The following is a 17,768-nucleotide window of genomic DNA, read 5'->3' on the forward strand; positions in this document are numbered from 1 at the left end:
CTTGTTATAACTAAAATTCAAAATTATTTCTTCTCTACCTGCATTGGTGTTACGCCGGATGTTTGACCACGGGCTACGCCTGCGGCACCGGTTTTTTGCTTATAGATGGCAAATTTTGATGGCGACGGCATTTTTCCCCAGTAGTTGTTGGTTTCGTCAATGTCGGCAGTCTCGCGCATTGGGTCAAGTTTAATAGAGGCTACTTCTTTATCGTGCATATAAAATTTAGAGGCCGATTGTTCGTTCAAGCGCCAAATCTGCGCCGGAATGCGGTCTAACATTTTGCTGCCGTCTTTAAAGGTAAACTCAACGATGATAGGCATAGTTAAACCGCCCTTGTTGCCAAATGATACCACATAAAAGTATTTACCCGCATATTTTGCAGATTCCTCAGCGCTTAGCGGCTCGGTAGCCACACCGGCAGCTGTAGGCTGATTTCTCAACATATCGGTAAATTTTTGCTGGTCCACTGTCACCAGTCCCCTGTCATACTTCCAGTAAAAATCCTGGGAAACAGGGTCTTTATCTGTTTGATATTTAATAGTCTTGTCTTCGCGGTTACGTACTTTCGATATATCCTCAAATGCGTTTAGCGCAGGGGGCGCAACTTTAGTTGGATCGACACCCGGAATAACCACCGCTTTTATTGGCGCCGGTTTACCGTTAATATCGGCTTTGGCCACGCTAACCGAATCGATAGAAATATCGCAAGGATCGGTACTATAAAACCAGCCTCTCCAAAACCAATCCAAATCTTCGCCGCTGGCATCTTCCATCGTGCGGAAGAAATCGGCAGGGGTAGGGTGTTTAAAAGCCCAGCGCCTGGCGTATTCTTTAAAAGCGTAATCAAATAACTCGCGGCCCATAATTGTTTCGCGCAGTATGTTGAGGCCGGTAGCCGGTTTAGTATAAGCGTTAGGGCCAAAGCGAACGATATTTTCCGAGTTGGTCATTATTGGTTCCAATTCGTTTTTGGGCAGTTTCATGTAATCAATGATGTTGAAAGCACCGCCCTTTTTTGTAGGGAACTTGTTATCCCAAAGCTCTTCTGTCAAGTACTCAACGAACGAGTTTAAGCCCTCGTCCATCCAGGTCCATTGGCGCTCGTCGCTGTTTACAATCATCGGGAAGAAGTTGTGACCCACTTCATGAATAATCACACCTATCATACCATTTTTGGTACTCTCGCTGTACGTGCCGTCTTTGTCGGTACGGCCATAATTAAAGCAAATCATTGGGTATTCCATTCCGTTTGCTGCCTCAACGCTTTGCGCTACAGGGTATGGATAGGGAAAGGTGAAGTCTGAGTATGTCTTAACCGTATGCGCCACCAGGCGGGTAGAGTAGCGGCTGTACAGATTGTAAGCCTCTTTTCCGTAAAAACTCATGCACATTACGTTTTTATCAGCCACGGGTTGCGCCATAGCATCCCACACAAATCGGCGTGATGCGGTCCAGGCAAAATCACGAACATTATTAGCTTGAAACACCCATGTTTTTTTTGCTGATGATGGCGTAGCTGATGCCTTTGCAGCCTCGGCCAACGTTACTATCTCTACGGGTACGGCCGAGCTTTTTGATTTTTGATATCGCGCCAAACGCTCGTCACTTAATACTGCAGGGTAGTTGGTGCACTCGCCGGTGCCGCCAATTACGTGGTCGGCTGGTACCGTCATTTGTACTTTAAAGTTACCAAAGGTTAAGGCAAACTCCCCTTTACCGGTAAATTGATGGTTTTGCCAACCCTGAAAATCGCTATAAACGCACAGGCGCGGATACCATTGTGCCATGGTAAACAGGTAGTTGCCGTCTTCGGCAAAGTACTCATAGCCGCCACGGCCGTTAAATACATTACGGTCGGTTATTTTATAGGTCCAATCGGCAACAAAAGTAAACTGCGCGCCCGGTTTTAAAGCGGTGGGCAGGTCAATACGCATCATGGTTTTGTTTACGGTGTATTTCAGTTTGGCACCCAATGCGTCGGTGAGTTTGGTTATCACAACGCCATTACCGTTATCAGCAGCGTTAAAATCCCGCGCGGTCATTAGCTCCAAGCCTGGTACTGTTGCCCCCTTGGGCATAGCAGTGTTGGTTGGATAGGCCGCGTTGTTTTTATTGTTATGCTCGTTCTCGTCCAGTTGGATCCAGATATAGGTCAACGGATCCGGCGAGTTATTGAAATAGGTTACCGTTTCGGTGCCAGTGAGTTTCAGGTTTTTCTCGTCAAGCTCGCATTTAATGTTGTAGTCGGCGCGTTGCTGCCAGTATTTGTTACCGGGGGCACCGCTCGCGGTGCGCTGCTCATTAGGCGTGGTAAGTATAGTGCCTAACTGCTCAAATTTGTTACCATGATTGCTGCCGGGATTGTTTTTAATGTCCTGTGCGAAAGTCGCCGTTGTGGTGGCGGCCAATAGTAAAGCGGTAAAAAGTAGTTTCATACTTGTTAGCGTAGCGTTTTTATGATGATCAGATCAGTTTATTATAACGGCAATCTTTCGATAGCCATTTTTAGAGCCAGCGCAAACACGCCTGCTGATAAAAACAATATCCAGTCGCGGCGCTGTATCCTGCCTAAAGATATAAAGATATAGGCAAATAGTAAAATTATAGCTACAACTAACATCTGCCCAATTTCTAACCCGATATTAAAGCCAAACAAACCCATGCCTATGCTTTGATCTTTAGCCAGCATCATGCGCACCGAATTGGCGAAACCCATGCCGTGGATCAACCCAAAAAATAGAGCCAGGTAGTAATTTAATTTGGCGCTTAGCGCTTGTTTATCTATCTGGATAACATTGTTTAACGCCGTGATTAAAATGGTACACGGAATTAAAAACTCAACCCAGCTGCCCGAAACCCTGATAATATCCATTACACTCAAAGCCAGTGTGAGCGAGTGGCCAATGGTAAATGCCGTAACCAGTATCAGCACTTTTTTGATATCCTGATGAGTATAAACTGCGGCAAGGGCCAGTATGAAAAGCTGATGGTCCAGCGCGTCGGCACTGATGATGTGTTGCCAGCCAAGGCCGAAATAGAAAGCAAAATCAGACATAGACAAGAAATCAGCTTTGAAAGCGTTAAATTTAGCACGATTTTATGGTTTAGCAGTATGGCGCTTTTATTTTATAGGTGGGGTATCAGTCTTTATTTCCTAACGGGATGGTTTCCATCGCCCAAGACCACGGTGCCGCATCCCTTGCATGTAAGTAATACCGACATTTGCTACAATGCGGCCGAAAGTAAACTGGAGGTGATATGCGGAATTTTTACCGATGATTTAGAAGCGGCGTTGGTAAAGCAATACCACACTAAAACCGACCTGGTAAAACCTGAAATGCACGAAGCTATGGATGCGCTGGTTAAAAGATACCTTGCCGCCAACGTGCATATCAAAACCGGCAACACGCCGCTTACCTTTTATTATGTTGGCTACGAGCTTGAAAAGGGAAGAGTTAACGCCTATTTTGAATCAGAGAAAACACCCGCCCCAAAAAAGATTGAAGCTGAGGTAAGCTTGTTGCATAATCTGTATACCGACCAGAGTAATATCGTCCACATAACCGTTAACGGCACCCGCAAAAGCGAGAAGCTTGATTATCCGGATAAGCGGGTAGTGCAGAGTTTCTAATACTTATAGGTCATTGCGAGGGACGAAGCAATCGCACGCTTCAATTATGAGCTTATCTCCTTGCGATTGCCACGCTACGTCCGCAATGACAAGCGTACTTAACTTATTTCCCAAACGGCACCAAGCCGTTTAACTGCCTATACAGCGGATAATCAGGTAAGGGTTGTTTGGCTTGATGGAAGTTTTTGCAATAGTAAACTTGCAAATGCTCCTCTACCACGCCACCACGAATGATAGGGATATCGGCTACTTTGGTAATACTGTCAAAAAATGGTGTGCCATCGGCGGCTATGGTTTCGTCGTAAGCATTAGCTTCGCCGATGATGATGGCATCTTTGCCTATTAACTTGTTTGGATCAACCAAAAAAGCCAGGTTTCGGGGGTCGCGGTTAAAAACTACAATGTCTTTTTTACCTTTTAGCGCCCAGTCAATTTTTCCGGCTAACCACCAGCGGGTACTACCCGCAAAAACATTGGGATTGTTAAGCCAGCCCTCTTTTTCAAAGCGGGTCATTACGTCATCATAGTCAACACCCTGTATGGTGGGATCTATTTTACCACCGCCCAGGCTAGCTACCCATTTAGGGCCATAGCTTTGCCAAAAGCCGGTAACCAAGTGTGTGCCCAATACGGCTATCGTTATAACCGTAAAATAAATAGAAAAGCTTAACCAGCGACGGGTAAGGCGTTTGCGTCGCTCGTCGGCACCATTAAGGGCCTTGTCTATCGCGAAGCCCAAAGGCATAAATAACATCATATAGCCTGGGGCTTGCCAGTGAAAATGATATTGCAGATCGGCCCATATCGTTAAGACCGTAAAAAACACAATTGGCAATACCGACATCCAGAAGTTAAAGGCATACTCATCCTGCACGCGTAGCTTCCAGCTGGTAAATAGTTGACGGATGGTTGGAAACCAGATCCACGGCAATAGCCAGGCCGCTTGTCCGGCTATGCTTCGTAAAAACCAGTCGACATGGAGTGCAAAGGCTTCGTCGCGCGTGCCGGCTCTTGAGCCTTGCCATACAAAAGATACCCAGTTGTTTTTATAGTTCCACCAGATAACCGGTGTTGAAAACAGAATGGTAATGAAAATAGCCAGGTACGGGCCGGGGTGCGTTAGCCAATGGCGGTGTTTTTTATTAGTGAGGATGAATAAAAATACTCCGGCGAAGAGGAACAACACATGGTATTTGCTCAGTGTTGCCAAACCCATGCAAATGCCTATTACTATCCACAGCCAATATATCTTGCCTTTGTCTTTTTGTAGATTTAACGGTTTGGCTTCGCCGATACCTAATACTTTTACAATGTACCACGTACTTAGCAGCCAAAAGAACATCAGTGGTGCGTCGGGCTGATACCAGCAGGCAACGCCTACGGTAAACAATGCGCTGAGGTTCATAACCACTACTGCCCAAAAGCCAGCGGCGGCGTTAAATAGCTTCCGCGATAGGATAAACAGTAGCCAACTCGTCCCCGCAAACATCAACACATCCGGAAAGCGCAGGCCAAAATTTGTTAACCCAAACAGGCGAATACTTGCCCCGCCGATCCAGAAGAACAAAGGCGGCTGGTCAAAATAACTCCACTCTAAATTAATAGCTCCACGAAAATAGTATGATTCGCCGTTGCCTAAGCCAGTGTAGGCAGCAATTAACAGGCGTACAAAAAAAGTAACCAGGATTAATACCAGCGTATATTTTGCGGCGTTTTGCTCTGTTATTTTTTTCATTCGTGCGTTGTTAATTAACGCTGGCAAAGGTCTAAAAAAAATGCGAGGAATATTGCCGGAATAACAAACTTGTCATCATGAGCGCAGCGAAGTATCTTATATAAAACATAGGTCATACGCTCACAGTTGCGCGTAGAAGATCCTTCGTTCCTCAGGAGGACAACGGCATATTTTACACCTCACCACCCATTAACGGATCAGTTTTACCTTCGGAAAAGATCGTATTAACCAAAAAAACGGGCTAACCTTTGACCGCCCGTTTTAAATTTGGTGTTTCGATAGTAAGCTACCTGCTGCCTTTTATCAGGTAGTCTACCGGTGGTTTAGCGCCCATCAGGTTTTCTACAAAATAATCCCAGCGGCGGCGCATCATGTAATTTGAATACTGGCCATAGCCGTGCGGGCTGTTAGGGAAAATCACCAGGTCGAAGGTTTTATTAGCCTTCTCCAATGCCTCGGCAACCAATAATGTGTTGTACGGGGGCACGTTATCATCCATCATGCCATGCACCAGCATTAGTTTGCCTTTCAGATTTTTTGCTATGTTTTGATTAGCCTGTGCTGCATAGTCGCTATTGGCTACTAAACCGTTGTAACGCTCTCCCCAATTGTCCTCATAGTTTAAGTTTTCATGGTTGCCAGATTCGGCAATGCCTACCTTAAAGAAATCGGGGTGACGGAACATAGCGGCCGCAGTAGCAAAGCCTCCGCCTGAATGCCCCCAGATACCTACGCGGTCAAGATCAATATACGAATATTTAGCAGCCAGTTGTTTGATACCGGTCACCTGATCGGCCAATGTGTTATCTCCCATGTTACCGTAGCTCATGTCATGGAAACTTTTTGAGCGCAGCGGGTTGCTGGTACCTTCAATAGCTACCACTATGAAACCAAGTTCGGCCAGTGCGCCGTTATCGCGAGAGGTGGTAGAGAAAGCCCAGTTGCCACCAATACTACCCCCTTGTGGGCCCGGATAGATATAATCAATAATAGGGTACTTTTTGTTAGGATCGAGATTACGTGGTAACCACATTAAACCATAAATATCTGTTTTTCCGTCGGCAGCTTTCACAGTGAACGGTGTAACAGGTTTCCAGCCGATAGCTGCCAGTTTAGATACATCGGTTTTACCAAGGTCGGCTATTTGCTTTCCTTGTGCATTACGTAGCACAGTAACAGGGGCTACATCGGGCTTTGAATAGGTGTCAACCACGAAATTGCCTTTAGGCGATAAGCTGGCCATATGATGCCCTGAAGCAGGGGTAAGTATGGTAAAGCCTTTGCCATCAAAACCTATTTTACAAAGCTTGCTAAAGTAAGGATTCTCAGTATCAAGGCCATTTGCCGTGAAATAGATCACGCGTTTGCTTTCGTCAACTTTAACCACATCGGTTAAAACCCATTGGCCTTTGGTTATTTGATTTTTTAGTTTGCCGGTATTGGCGTCGTATAAGTAAAGATGTCCCCAGTTATCGCGCTCAGAGAACCAAAGTATCTCGTTGCTCTTGCTCAGGTAACGCCAGTTAACAGCGTCCCAGCCCGATTCAAACTGGGTTTTCACGGTCTCTTCAAAAAGTTCTTTTACGGCACCGGTTTCAGCATCCGCAACACGTACTTTAGCCTCTTTATGGTCGCGGTTTGTTGATGCAAATACCAACTTAGTGGCGTCATGACTCCAGTAAACATCGGCCCACGCGCTGCCGTCTTTAATATCGTCGCTAAGGGTTGAGCGGTGGGGATCAGGCGCGCATTGCAGTTTGATCACCTTAGGGCTTTCTACGTTAATGATTACACGGGTAAGCATTGGTACTTCTTTATCGCCCGGCAATGGGTATTTCCAGGCTTCAAGCTTTGGCGCGCCAACGTTGGTGGTTACCAAATACATATCGTTTACCTTACGCTCGTCTTGCTTAAATGTGGCTATCTTCTTAGAGTCCGGCGACCACGTCAGTATCGGCCTGTCGGTTTTTGCCCAGCCGGCATTGTCTGTTGCATAACCGTTATCTTTTACGCCATCTGTTGTTAATTGGGTTTGCTGGCCCGTTTTAACATCCCGTACCCAAAGGTTAAAGTCTTTAATGAAAGCTACCTTTTGTTTGTCCGGCGATGCTATTTCATTACCGCCGCCACGCCTGCCGGCGGGGATGGCAGTTGTTTTTACGCCGCTTTCGTCAAGCGTAAGTGCATTGTTTTCGAATCTATATTGTTTACCATCTACGGTAAAAATAATGCCCTTGCCATTTTCAGCGAAGTTGAAGGTTTGGAAAGGCAGATCAGACGTAGTGTATTGTTTACCAATTGTGGTGGATAATGCCGTTGCCAGTTTTTGATGATCAAAAGCAGCTACGGCTTTTGTGCTTTTAGCCGGATTAACCAACAAAAATTGATTGCCTTCGGCTGCTGTGGTACGGTAGTAGTAACGCTCGTCTGGCAGCCAGGTGGGACGTATGTTTTTACGTTCGACCAGTGGCTCATTAGCGTAAGCCATAGCGCTCTCAGCGCGTTGATAATCAGCAGCAGTAAACACCTTGCCTTGTTGGGCCTGTGCGGTTAATGCCAGCGCAAAAGGGATGGCAGTAAGTAAAAACTTATTCATAGCGAATTTATAGCAGTTAATTTAGAGCAACAATATACGGCATTAAATAAATTTTTTCAAGCACATAAAAAAGGCGGACCACACTGCTGTTGGGCCCGCCTTTTAACAATATTTTAAGCTTGTTATTTTGTAGTGATAGTACCGCCGGCTTGGGTAACCATATTGGTAGTGGTAAATGTAGCCGCGGTTTTTGTACCCTTGTTGTAGGTTCCACCGCTAAACAAACCGTTAAAGTTAACGCCTGCTGTCATGGTGCCGCCGGTCCATACACTATAGGTAGTATTAGCTTTCAATTTTGCGCTGGCAAATACCAAAGTGCTATAGGCAAAAGGTGCCTGGAAAGTTAAAGCCTCGGTACCGTCAGCTGCTTCGATATGGATGATCTGTGGCGTACCGCTACCCAAAACTACCGAGTGAACAGTTGATGATGCCGCAGTGGGGCCGCTTGTTGTGCCGGCAATACCTATCAGCTGGCCACCGGTAATTTTAAAAGCATTGGTGCCGCAATCAATTGAACTTTCGGGAGTGCCCGCGCCAATTGCTACTAACTTGCCGCCGGTGATGGTGAATGTGCCGTTTGAATCAACAGCATCATTAGCGCTGCTTTGCGCGTAAATATTACCGCCGTTAACGTACATGGCAACTTCGGCGTTAAAGGCATCGTCTGTACTAACTACTTTAATGTTACCACTATTAATGGTCAATATGTTTTTGCTGGCTATACCTTCGCCACCTGTTGAAGTAATATTGATGCTGCCTCCATTAATATTTACGTAAGGGACAATAGCAACGTCAGTACCGGTATATGATGCTTTTATACCTTCGCCCCCCGAAGTAATGTTAATATTACCCGCGTTAATAATAATTTTACCTTTTTCAGTTTCTATGCCGTCAGTTCCTGAAACAATTTTAACAGTGCCGCCATCAGCTATAAAAGCGCTGTTGGTATGTATACCATCGCTAATGGTTTTTGTGATGTTGATGGTGCCGCTGATAACGCGTACATAATCATCGGCAGCTATACCATGTTTGTTATTGCCCACAATGTTAAGCGTACCGGTTCCGCCAAAAACAACCTGACCCTCAGAAAAGAATGTTCCCTTTTGGTCTTCTTTCGCAAATGCCGTATATATAGCGCCGTCTACCAGTGTGTTCACACTTCCGTCGGCAATATTAACAAAGGCACGTTTAGACGATTGTAAATTAATGGCCGGCCCATCCAAATTAGTAATGTTAGCAGCGTTTAACGTAAGCAAATATTTTTTGTCACTGTAAATTTTTAATGAGCCGTTTGCTGTTGTGCCGGTTACCATATACGCAACATCTGTTGCGGTGGAGTTAATGACAACATCACCGCCGGTTTGTGTAACCGTTATACCTGTGGTGGCTGGTACAACCGTGGCACCCGTTGCATTAAAAGAAACAGTAATAATAGTTGGAAAAGTTGAACCCGCTATTAAATCGTCAACATTGGCACCAGCTTCTGATGAGCCTTCTGTCGGGCCTTTTGTAACAGCCGCGCTGTCAACCTTGGTGGTAGCCACGTTATTTAGCGGATCTTTGGGTACATCGTTCTTTTTAGAACAAGCGGTAAAACACAGCACAATGGCAACAAGTATTGGCGCCGCTGCTTTGCGTAAAAAGGTAAATTGGTTTTTCATTTTGGTGTTTAATTTCGATGGATTGATTGAGTACCAAGTTAATATTAAGCACTTTATATTAAGGGTGTGATAAGGTGTCGACTAATATCTGATTCGTCGCTAAATATAACGTAATTTAAAAAATCCGTATGTTAATTTTATGTTAAGGCGATATTGCTGGGATGTTTTGAACTTACAGTTATGGTTTTGTATTAATTATTTTACCAACGGAGCATTAAGTTTATCGGCTATTTTTTGAGCCAAAGCGTTAAGGCCTGTAGTAATAATGTACTTACCGGCTCTCCCTAGGTTATGGGGACTATGGCCATAAGTTTTGTTAGCACAGCTTTAAAATCACGCAGTATCAGGCTTAAAATAACAAAGGACTGGCATTAGTTTATTATTATAAGTCAACAACAATAACGTTTATTTATGGTTTGTATGGATAGTAATTGATTTACATCTATGGAAAAATTCGAAATATCAGTAGCTGTTAATGATCACAATGAGCATTTTGAAATTCGGGACTATATGCACCACGACGACGAAAAATGCAAGTACGAAATATTTAAGGACGGGCAATTTATTGGCAGCCTTGAACCCGACAATCATAAATCATTACATATTTGTAAAGACCCCGGCCTTGTACCCGCCAATACGCTACACCTTATTGCCGAGCAATTAGAGGGTTACAATATTTAGGCAAAATATTTAATATCCTGCCTAAAATACGGGTATAGATATCTTATAGTTTACCTTACTTTAGGATATGAAAAAGTATTACTCTTTTTTGGTTTTGTTTTTTGTAGGCTTGGCAGTATCAGCTATAAATCCTCACGATTACTTTACCTGGGTTTTGGAGGTTTTTCCGGCAGTTATTGGTATGTGTGTTTTGGTTTTCACCTTCAAGCGCTTTAGGCTTACCACATTAACCTATACCTTTATACTCATACACTGCTATGTCCTTTTTATAGGTGGACATTATACTTATGCGCAAGTGCCATGGTTTAATTGGCTGCGCGATGCCTTGCATCAATCAAGAAACAACTACGATAAGATAGGGCATTTTATGCAAGGCTTTGTTCCGGCCATGATCGTACGCGAGTTATTTATTCGTAATGAGGTTGTAAAAAGCCGTGGCTGGATGCCTTTGCTCATCGTTTCCGTCTGTATGAGCATCAGTGTGTTATATGAATTTTTGGAATGGTTTGTGGCAATAATTTCCGGCGAATCGGGGGATGCGTTCCTGGGCACCCAGGGTTATATATGGGATACCCAATCTGATATGCTGTATGCTACGATCGGTGCGATTACTATGTTAATAATGATGGCTAAGTATCAAGATCGGCAGATCAAAAATGACCCTAGATAATCTGTCTTATCTGCCCCTAATAATGTCTCGTTTGCCCCCGTGCGGCATAAGCTAATGCCTTTAAATTTGTTTTAAACTATAAAACAAACACTTATGGCAACAGTTCAAAAAATTCAACCCTGTTTATGGTTCGATACTCAGGCTCAGGAGGCTGCAGAATATTACACCTCTATTTTTAAAAACTCGTCCATTATCCGCATCACTTATTATCCTAATGTTGGCCAGGATGTGCATGGCAAACCAGCCGGCTCAGTATTAACGGTTGAGTTTGAGCTGGAAGGTCAAAACTTTATGGCACTTAATGGCGGGCCCATGTTTAACTTTACTGCAGCGATATCACTATCGGTTAACTGCGACACGCAAGAAGAAATAGATTACTATTGGGATAAATTAACCACAGGTGGCGACCCGGCAGCACAGCAATGTGGTTGGTTAAAAGATAAGTATGGACTGTCATGGCAGGTGGCGCCTGTTATTATGACGGAGTTATTGAATGATCCTGATCCGCAGAAGAGAGCCCGGGTAATGGAGGCTTATATGCCCATGCAAAAGTTTGATTTGGCGACTATTTTGAAAGCTTATAACAGTGAGTGATCGTAGTTATACATTAAGACACCGCTGTCAACTATTTATACTCATTTTTTAAACCACGGCCTAATCCTGCCTGTGGATCAAACTTTTATTGTTCAAAGTATAATAACGGCTTTATCTGCTAACGCCGGCAGTAGGTTAAGTTATTGTTTTCCCTCGTCGATAACGCGAGTGGGTATGATATCTACCTGCGATTTTTTTCACATTCTATTTCTTAACCTCCTTATAGATAGGTAAGGCCGCTTTTGTGTACTTGCCCCTTTTTCGTCGCAAAAAGAAGGTAGCGGCCCCCAGAAAAAAAAGATTGAGTTTTTTTTCTCCCTGCAGATTTTCTGCAGGGAAGGTTTCTAATTTCGTTATGACCTAAAGAAAATACCTAACCATCACGCAGATATTCCCCTGTATCTGTAAGATTTTCAAATTCTTAATACGGATAATTTTTATGAGCACCATTACTCAAGTTTTTTCACAAGATGAAAGAAAGCCTGCGTTGCTGTCATTTGTTAGCATTCGCAATCCATTTTTTGTGGTAATATCACTCGCTTTAGTATCATTGTTAGTTTACCAGTCGGTATTTACTCACCAGTTTCAAATTAAATGGGATGATCAATGGGTTGTTTTTAATAATTACACAGAGGATGGCTTAGCATGGAGTAACCTGCGTGATATATTCACAGAATCTTACAAAGGGCAATATGCACCACTTAATCAGTTGTCATACACTTTATTATATGTTGCAGCGGGCAATAATTACAATCCGGTTTGGTTTCACACCTTCAGCTTTATAATACATACCGGTAATATAATACTGGCCTTTTACTTTGTTAAAAATCTGTTAACCCATAGTAATAGTGTCCAACCAGCATCAATTTATACCATCTCTTATTGTACTGCATTTATCATGGCGGTTCACCCATTTGTGGTTGAGTCGGTAGCGTGGATGGCAGCCTCTAAGATACTGATATACAGCTTCTTTTACTTATTGGCATTAAACAGCTATTTCAAATATCTGCAAACAAAAAATATTTGGTGGTTAATGGTGGTTTTGACTTTATTTATTCTATCGTTTGGAGGTAAGGAGCAAGCTGTTACGCTGCCGGCCTGTTTGCTGCTGATAGATTATATGGCTAATCGAAGTTTTAAAAGCACTAGGTTATGGGTTGAAAAAATCCCATTCATAGTGTTGACATTAATTTTCGGCTATATCACAATGTTGGGTCAAAAAGTTTTCGGCGTAGGCGTTTTAACCGTTGGCCGAAGCTATCCCTTTTACCAAAATGTAATCTTTGGTTGTTATGCGCTTACGGAGTATACCGTTAAATGCCTTGTGCCCGTCAAATTAAATTTTGTGTACTTGTTTCCAAATGTCGTTGGTACACCGGTACCACTTCGCTTTTGGATGTATCCGGCGGTGATCGTGATAGCCCTTGTAACCCTGCGCGATATGTTCAAAAATAGATGGGTAGTATTTACAGTCGCGTTTTTTATTATCCACCTGGCTGTAGTATTGCACATTATACCTATGTCTCGGTTTTCTATTGTAGCCGATAGGTACGCTTATATAGCCTCAATAGCAGTTTTCTTTTTAATATCCTACTATTTAGACAAAGCCATCAGATGTGTAAAGCATCGTAATCCGGTTATTGGTTTGTTTGTGCTTTATATAACCTATTTGGGTGCATACACCTTTGAGCGCGCCAAATTATGGCGTGATAGCGATGTGCTTAAAAAAGAATTTTTTAATAAGCTTGATCAACAGGCCTTAGAGAATGAACAGAAGTTAAAAGTTCAGCCCAACAATCAAATACGTAAATAATGGCACTAACTAATATCAATATAGTAACGTGCACCTGCAGAGACCTGCTTTGCAGGTATTTTAAGCTGCAACATTGGTAACCCCCGTGGTGGGGAAAAGCTAAATAAAAACACGAGAACCAGAGAAATAAACTTTAATAATTACAAATATTAAATAAATAAATTATGAACAAAATTTATAAATTAATTGGCGTTTCTGCATTGGTAATAACGCTGATTTGCAATTTGCAATACTCATTTTTTGATGCAAATAAAAATCCAAATGGAGCTCAGGCATCATGGACTTACACAGACCCATATTATTTAACCGAAACACTTCATTGCGGCAATGAACCTGATGTTTGGCTTCCGGGCGAGTGGTTTTACGTTGATGGATCGAATGTGTCTCCTGACATTTCATGGGTTTATCCATATATGTATGGATATTTTTATTTTGTTCCCGACCCGAATTCCACCCTTCAATGTGGTTTAAATCAGCCATCTACATACCCTGGCTTTAATCATAACGGTTACGAAATAACTGCACCAATGCCGCCTACTTTTCCGTTCTAATACCATCTAATCAATTCGCCATCCGTAAAGGATGGCGAATATTTAAAACCTTATAATAACCCGTTATGAAGCTTATAAAATACTCATTATTTGGACTGGTAATTGTGTCTTGCAATAGATCGCCGACTAAAGTTGCTGCTGTAACTGCAGACCCCGAAAAAATAAAGATCAGCTTGAGCGATACCTCTACATTATACGCAGAAGATATTATGGACTCCATTAGAGTGTTACCATTGTCTAATACCGATAGCGTTTCACTGAGCGCAATGGCAAAATGTTTTGTTACTGATGATGGTATAGTGATTTCAGACAGCCAGGCGTCGGCTGTTTACTTTTTTAATAACGATGGCCTATTGGTAAAAAGACTGAAGCCGGAGCGTGCTAAGTCAATGATCCCTCAAAAAGATGAATTTCATTTTGTTAATGATACGTTTTACGATAGCAAAGCGAAATTGATTGAGGTGCTTGATTTAACCGCAGAAAAGATTTTCAGGTTTGACACGAAAGGTAATATGCATGATGTTTTGGTTATCGACAGATCCCGACCTTTTGGGCATCAGTATGTGGCAGTGAATAACGATTATATTAGCCTGCTGTTAAATTATAATACTGATAAACGCGGATTAAGTATCTATGAGCGGGAGGGCAATGTGCTAAAATATAATTCTCAAAAACTTAACACAATACCTTACATCAAACATATCACCGTTTTAACTCACCACCAATTAGAGGTGTACCGCGACGCTGCGTATTGTTTTCCTTCTCTTCAGGATAAAATTTATAAAGTGTCATCAACAGATACAGTGCCTGTGTATTTACTGGACTACCCTCATAACAAAAAAATCACGGATGCCGTTAAAAATGCCTACCCCACAAAGGATATAAATACTTATTTTGAAGCTATGGAAAATTCGAATATGGTATTCAATAATAACTCTTTATTCATTAACGACGATTGGGTGTATTTTAAGTTTTCGTATAAATATAGGAACCTACAACGGAATGTATTTTACTCAAAGAAAAATAAACAGATTATCCAGTTTTCACGACTGAAGTCTAAAAATCATATGAACCTGAGATATATTACTATCGCTGGCAAGGACAAAGATTTTTTTGTGACTGTTAATGCTGTTATAAAAGGCCCAAAGACCAAGGAAAAAAATTCGCCGAGGTATGTTGACTACCAACTAATGTTTTTTAGGTTGTGGGATGGCAGCAAAGCTTGAATTTGCCCTTACGTTTTTATGAAAAATTTAATAATTTAGCTTTACCGTATTAACCTAAATTTTGTGTATGAAAATCAAATCTCTGACCCCCCCTTTTTTTTGTTCTTTTTGCAATGTCAGCATGTAAAAAAAACAACACAGTGCCGCAGCCCGAAGCTAAACCAAAGTATCTGACTCAGATAAATAGGATTAATGGCAATAATACTACGACTACTACCTATAGTTATGATGATAAGAAACGACTAAAGGAAATAAATATTGGCGCTTCGACAACGACGTTTACATATATACTTGACCGTATTACTGCTACAGAAACCATTAATAAAAATGGAAACGCCGTTGTCGTTAAAATATTTAATCAGTTAAATTACGTTGACAATGTTTTAGCCACCAAAAAAACCAGCGTGTATGACGGCGCGGGTCAATTAGTAACAGAAGTTAGCAATGGATATGCTTACGATGACAAGAGCAAGTTGACAGAAACACACCAAGAGGGAAATGTTGTATTTTATGAGCATGATGCCGATGGAAATATTTCAAAGGAGAAATCGTCATCATCGACTTACTCCTACACTTACGACGGTAAGGCAAGTATGTTCGCCAATCTTAATTCTGCCGTAAAAAAAATAGGAAATCAACTGCAATTTTCGGAGTTTTATTCAAAAGGGAATATCGCTTCGTCGAGCCGGGTAGTGGGGGCAACCACTACAACGACAACTTATACTTACCAGTATGATGCAGAGGGCTATCCCATCAGTGGTACAAGCAGCAGCGGAAATACTTACACCTATACTTACAGCACGCTCGATTAATTGCTTTGTAATAAAGTGTTAAGTGTGATATATTAGCCGCGTTATGTTAACGCGGCTTTTTTTAATTTCATTGGTTTGGTGTTTGGTGTCTTTGACTTCATCGGGGCAGATCATTACCTGGAGCAAAACCCGCAAACTTCAGTGGACTGATTTTAAAGGAGCGGTGACAGACAGCACAGCCGCCGCATCAGTGGTTGGTATCAGGTTTATGCCGGTTGAATATCATACAGCTGTTAAAAAAGGGCGATACAAAGCATCGGCCGTTTTTGATACCAAGCTTTCTTTTCGGGTTCCTAATCGTGCTACCAATTATTTGCTCAGACATGAGCGCTTACATTTTGACATAGCAGCTATTTTTGCTGTCCGATTACAGAAAAGGGCTGATAAGAAAGGGTTAATATCTGAACGCGAAGCGAAGATTATGTTCACGGAAATAAATAATGCATTAATGGTCTATCAAGAAAAATACGACGATGAAACGGCCCACGGCACCGGCATAGTAGCACAAGCAGGTTGGCAAAAAATAAGCCTCGACCAAATACCTTAAGTAAATCGCAATCGATTGCTTTGATTTTTTTGTTACAAAGTGATTTATTCTCCCAATATTTTGCAGCTTTAGCACATTATACCAATTAATAACAAAATCAAACCAATATGAAATTTAATAAAAACGGACTCCTGTTTGTTTTATGTGCTGCCTTGTTCTCAAACATTGCATCAGCACAGCAAAAAGGTTACTATAAAAAAGAAATGAAGGCGTTACAAACTGCCATTCAAAACAACTTTTACGATAAGGCATCGGGCAATTATTTGGTAGTTCTTGATCCCGCCAAACGCGAAAACAAAAACGGCTACCTGCGCGAGTATACCTATCTATGGTCATACTGTGCTATGTACCAGGCTGCTAACGAAATTGAAAAGCTTGACCCTAAAGCTAAACTAATGGCCCCGATGCTGAAGTTGATGTACACCTATTATAATCCGGCCCCTCCACACGGTGGCTTCACAGACTACATCATGAAGCTTAAACCGGGCGAACGTTATTTTGATGATAACCAATGGATAGGCATAACCTCTCTTGATGCCTACGAACGTACAAAAGACAAAAAGCATTTTGCACTGGGCAAAGACATGTACGATTTTCAAATGACCGGCTATGACCAGGTTTTAGGTGGTGGCATCTATTGGAAAGAGGGTGATAAAAGCACTAAAAATACCTGCTCAAACGGCCCGGGTGCTTTGGTCGCTTTGCAAATGTATAAGGCTACAAAGAAAAAATTTTACCTCGATATCGCTATCAAAATTGTAAAGTGGACAGACTCAAAACTGCGCACGCCGGAGAATTTATACTGGGATAACATCCGTACCACTAACAGCAGCATAGGTAAAGCGACATTTTCATATAACACAGGTACCATGCTAGAGTCGTATATATACCTGTACGAGTTGACCGGTAAAAAAGAATATTTGCAGCAGGCTAATGTAATTGCTGATGCCTCATTAAGCTACTTTTATGGCAATGGCAAGTTTAGAGATGAATACTGGTTTAACGCTGTATTATTACGCGGTTATCAGCATTTATTGAAGGTTAATAAAAATCCAAAATATATTATGGCGTTTAAAAAATGCCTGGATAACGCATTGAAGAACGAAAAAAACGCAAAAGGCCTGTTTGATGCGGTTAAACCCGATGGTACCAAAGAAGCGAAAGATTTAGTTGCTATTGGTGGTATGTTAGAGATACTGGCGCGTTTCGCCTGGTTAGAAACCCGTTACGATCTTTCTAAATAATAAG

At 42.2% G+C, this 17,768-nt stretch carries 15 protein-coding genes; 10 read left to right on the top strand and 5 right to left on the bottom strand.

What is annotated here, in order from left to right; translation table 11 throughout:
• Window positions 1–23: 23 nt before the first annotated feature.
• Both ACFSYC_RS13300 and ACFSYC_RS13305 read right to left on the bottom strand, forming a co-directional pair.
• Window positions 24–2,438, bottom strand: a complete 2,415-nt coding sequence (locus ACFSYC_RS13300; protein ID WP_377128422.1) for a M1 family metallopeptidase — start codon at window positions 2,436–2,438, stop codon at window positions 24–26.
• 41 nt (window positions 2,439–2,479) lie between these two features.
• Window positions 2,480–3,058, bottom strand: a complete 579-nt coding sequence (locus ACFSYC_RS13305; RefSeq protein ID WP_377128425.1) for a HupE/UreJ family protein — start codon at window positions 3,056–3,058, stop codon at window positions 2,480–2,482.
• Window positions 3,059–3,115: 57 nt separating this feature from the next.
• On the opposite strand from ACFSYC_RS13305, the gene ACFSYC_RS13310 reads away from it, so the two are divergent.
• Window positions 3,116–3,634 carry a DUF6702 family protein gene (locus ACFSYC_RS13310; RefSeq protein WP_377128428.1) on the top strand — a complete coding sequence of 173 codons (519 nt, stop codon included), beginning with the start codon at window positions 3,116–3,118 and terminating at the stop codon, window positions 3,632–3,634.
• A 103-nt stretch (window positions 3,635–3,737) separates the two neighbouring features.
• Here ACFSYC_RS13310 and ACFSYC_RS13315 read toward each other — a convergent pair whose 3' ends face one another.
• The 3 genes from ACFSYC_RS13315 to ACFSYC_RS13325 all read right to left on the bottom strand — a co-directional run bounded on the left by ACFSYC_RS13315 (window position 3,738) and on the right by ACFSYC_RS13325 (window position 9,626).
• Complete coding sequence (locus ACFSYC_RS13315; RefSeq protein ID WP_377128431.1) at window positions 3,738–5,369, bottom strand: ArnT family glycosyltransferase; 1,632 nt, start codon at window positions 5,367–5,369, stop codon at window positions 3,738–3,740.
• 286 nt (window positions 5,370–5,655) lie between these two features.
• Window positions 5,656–7,965, bottom strand: coding sequence for a S9 family peptidase (locus ACFSYC_RS13320; protein ID WP_377128434.1), 2,310 nt, complete (start codon window positions 7,963–7,965; stop codon window positions 5,656–5,658).
• A 122-nt stretch (window positions 7,966–8,087) separates the two neighbouring features.
• Window positions 8,088–9,626, bottom strand: a complete 1,539-nt coding sequence (locus ACFSYC_RS13325; RefSeq protein WP_377128437.1) for a carbohydrate-binding domain-containing protein — start codon at window positions 9,624–9,626, stop codon at window positions 8,088–8,090.
• 444 nt (window positions 9,627–10,070) lie between these two features.
• On the opposite strand from ACFSYC_RS13325, the gene ACFSYC_RS13330 reads away from it, so the two are divergent.
• The 9 genes from ACFSYC_RS13330 (at window position 10,071) to ACFSYC_RS13370 (ending at window position 17,764) form a co-directional block, all read left to right on the top strand.
• On the top strand, window positions 10,071–10,307 hold the full coding sequence (locus tag ACFSYC_RS13330) for a hypothetical protein (RefSeq protein WP_377128440.1): 237 nt from the start codon (window positions 10,071–10,073) through the stop codon (window positions 10,305–10,307).
• Window positions 10,308–10,374: 67 nt separating this feature from the next.
• Entirely contained in the window at window positions 10,375–10,977 is a 603-nt protein-coding gene (locus tag ACFSYC_RS13335; RefSeq protein WP_377128443.1) for a DUF2238 domain-containing protein, read from the top strand.
• Window positions 10,978–11,070: 93 nt separating this feature from the next.
• A complete protein-coding gene (locus ACFSYC_RS13340) occupies window positions 11,071–11,571 on the top strand; it encodes a VOC family protein (protein WP_377128446.1) in 501 nt (166 codons plus the stop codon).
• Window positions 11,572–12,010: 439 nt separating this feature from the next.
• On the top strand, window positions 12,011–13,384 hold the full coding sequence (locus ACFSYC_RS13345) for a hypothetical protein (RefSeq protein WP_377128449.1): 1,374 nt from the start codon (window positions 12,011–12,013) through the stop codon (window positions 13,382–13,384).
• A 164-nt stretch (window positions 13,385–13,548) separates the two neighbouring features.
• Window positions 13,549–13,935, top strand: coding sequence for a hypothetical protein (locus tag ACFSYC_RS13350; protein WP_377128451.1), 387 nt, complete (start codon window positions 13,549–13,551; stop codon window positions 13,933–13,935).
• Between the two features lie 65 nt (window positions 13,936–14,000).
• A complete protein-coding gene (locus ACFSYC_RS13355) occupies window positions 14,001–15,161 on the top strand; it encodes a 6-bladed beta-propeller (RefSeq protein WP_377128454.1) in 1,161 nt (386 codons plus the stop codon).
• Between the two features lie 113 nt (window positions 15,162–15,274).
• Entirely contained in the window at window positions 15,275–15,973 is a 699-nt protein-coding gene (locus ACFSYC_RS13360; RefSeq protein ID WP_377128457.1) for a hypothetical protein, read from the top strand.
• A 43-nt stretch (window positions 15,974–16,016) separates the two neighbouring features.
• Window positions 16,017–16,520 (top strand): hypothetical protein, encoded by a 504-nt coding sequence (locus ACFSYC_RS13365; RefSeq protein WP_377128460.1) that lies wholly within the window; start codon window positions 16,017–16,019, stop codon window positions 16,518–16,520.
• 107 nt (window positions 16,521–16,627) lie between these two features.
• The gene (locus ACFSYC_RS13370) at window positions 16,628–17,764 is read left to right on the top strand and encodes a glycoside hydrolase family 76 protein (RefSeq protein WP_377128463.1); all 1,137 of its coding nucleotides are present in this window, start codon (window positions 16,628–16,630) and stop codon (window positions 17,762–17,764) included.
• Window positions 17,765–17,768: the final 4 nt, after the last annotated feature.

This window comes from Mucilaginibacter antarcticus, from assembly GCF_042686155.1.
In the GTDB taxonomy this organism is placed as follows: Bacteria; Bacteroidota; Bacteroidia; order Sphingobacteriales; family Sphingobacteriaceae; genus Mucilaginibacter; species Mucilaginibacter antarcticus.

What these genes read in the sequence shown, in the direction of transcription:
- ACFSYC_RS13305 (WP_377128425.1), bottom strand. Translation starts at nt 3,058, where the DNA reads ATGTCTGATTTTGCTTTCTATTTCGGCCTTGGCTGGCAACACATCATC.
- ACFSYC_RS13350 (WP_377128451.1), top strand. Translation starts at nt 13,549, where the DNA reads ATGAACAAAATTTATAAATTAATTGGCGTTTCTGCATTGGTAATAACG.
- ACFSYC_RS13365 (WP_377128460.1), top strand. Translation starts at nt 16,017, where the DNA reads ATGTTAACGCGGCTTTTTTTAATTTCATTGGTTTGGTGTTTGGTGTCT.
- ACFSYC_RS13310 (WP_377128428.1), top strand. Translation starts at nt 3,116, where the DNA reads ATGGCGCTTTTATTTTATAGGTGGGGTATCAGTCTTTATTTCCTAACG.
- ACFSYC_RS13370 (WP_377128463.1), top strand. Translation starts at nt 16,628, where the DNA reads ATGAAATTTAATAAAAACGGACTCCTGTTTGTTTTATGTGCTGCCTTG.
- ACFSYC_RS13360 (WP_377128457.1), top strand. Translation starts at nt 15,275, where the DNA reads ATGTCAGCATGTAAAAAAAACAACACAGTGCCGCAGCCCGAAGCTAAA.
- ACFSYC_RS13355 (WP_377128454.1), top strand. Translation starts at nt 14,001, where the DNA reads ATGAAGCTTATAAAATACTCATTATTTGGACTGGTAATTGTGTCTTGC.
- ACFSYC_RS13345 (WP_377128449.1), top strand. Translation starts at nt 12,011, where the DNA reads ATGAGCACCATTACTCAAGTTTTTTCACAAGATGAAAGAAAGCCTGCG.
- ACFSYC_RS13340 (WP_377128446.1), top strand. Translation starts at nt 11,071, where the DNA reads ATGGCAACAGTTCAAAAAATTCAACCCTGTTTATGGTTCGATACTCAG.
- ACFSYC_RS13315 (WP_377128431.1), bottom strand. Translation starts at nt 5,369, where the DNA reads ATGAAAAAAATAACAGAGCAAAACGCCGCAAAATATACGCTGGTATTA.
- ACFSYC_RS13335 (WP_377128443.1), top strand. Translation starts at nt 10,375, where the DNA reads ATGAAAAAGTATTACTCTTTTTTGGTTTTGTTTTTTGTAGGCTTGGCA.
- ACFSYC_RS13330 (WP_377128440.1), top strand. Translation starts at nt 10,071, where the DNA reads ATGGAAAAATTCGAAATATCAGTAGCTGTTAATGATCACAATGAGCAT.
- ACFSYC_RS13300 (WP_377128422.1), bottom strand. Translation starts at nt 2,438, where the DNA reads ATGAAACTACTTTTTACCGCTTTACTATTGGCCGCCACCACAACGGCG.
- ACFSYC_RS13320 (WP_377128434.1), bottom strand. Translation starts at nt 7,965, where the DNA reads ATGAATAAGTTTTTACTTACTGCCATCCCTTTTGCGCTGGCATTAACC.
- ACFSYC_RS13325 (WP_377128437.1), bottom strand. Translation starts at nt 9,626, where the DNA reads ATGAAAAACCAATTTACCTTTTTACGCAAAGCAGCGGCGCCAATACTT.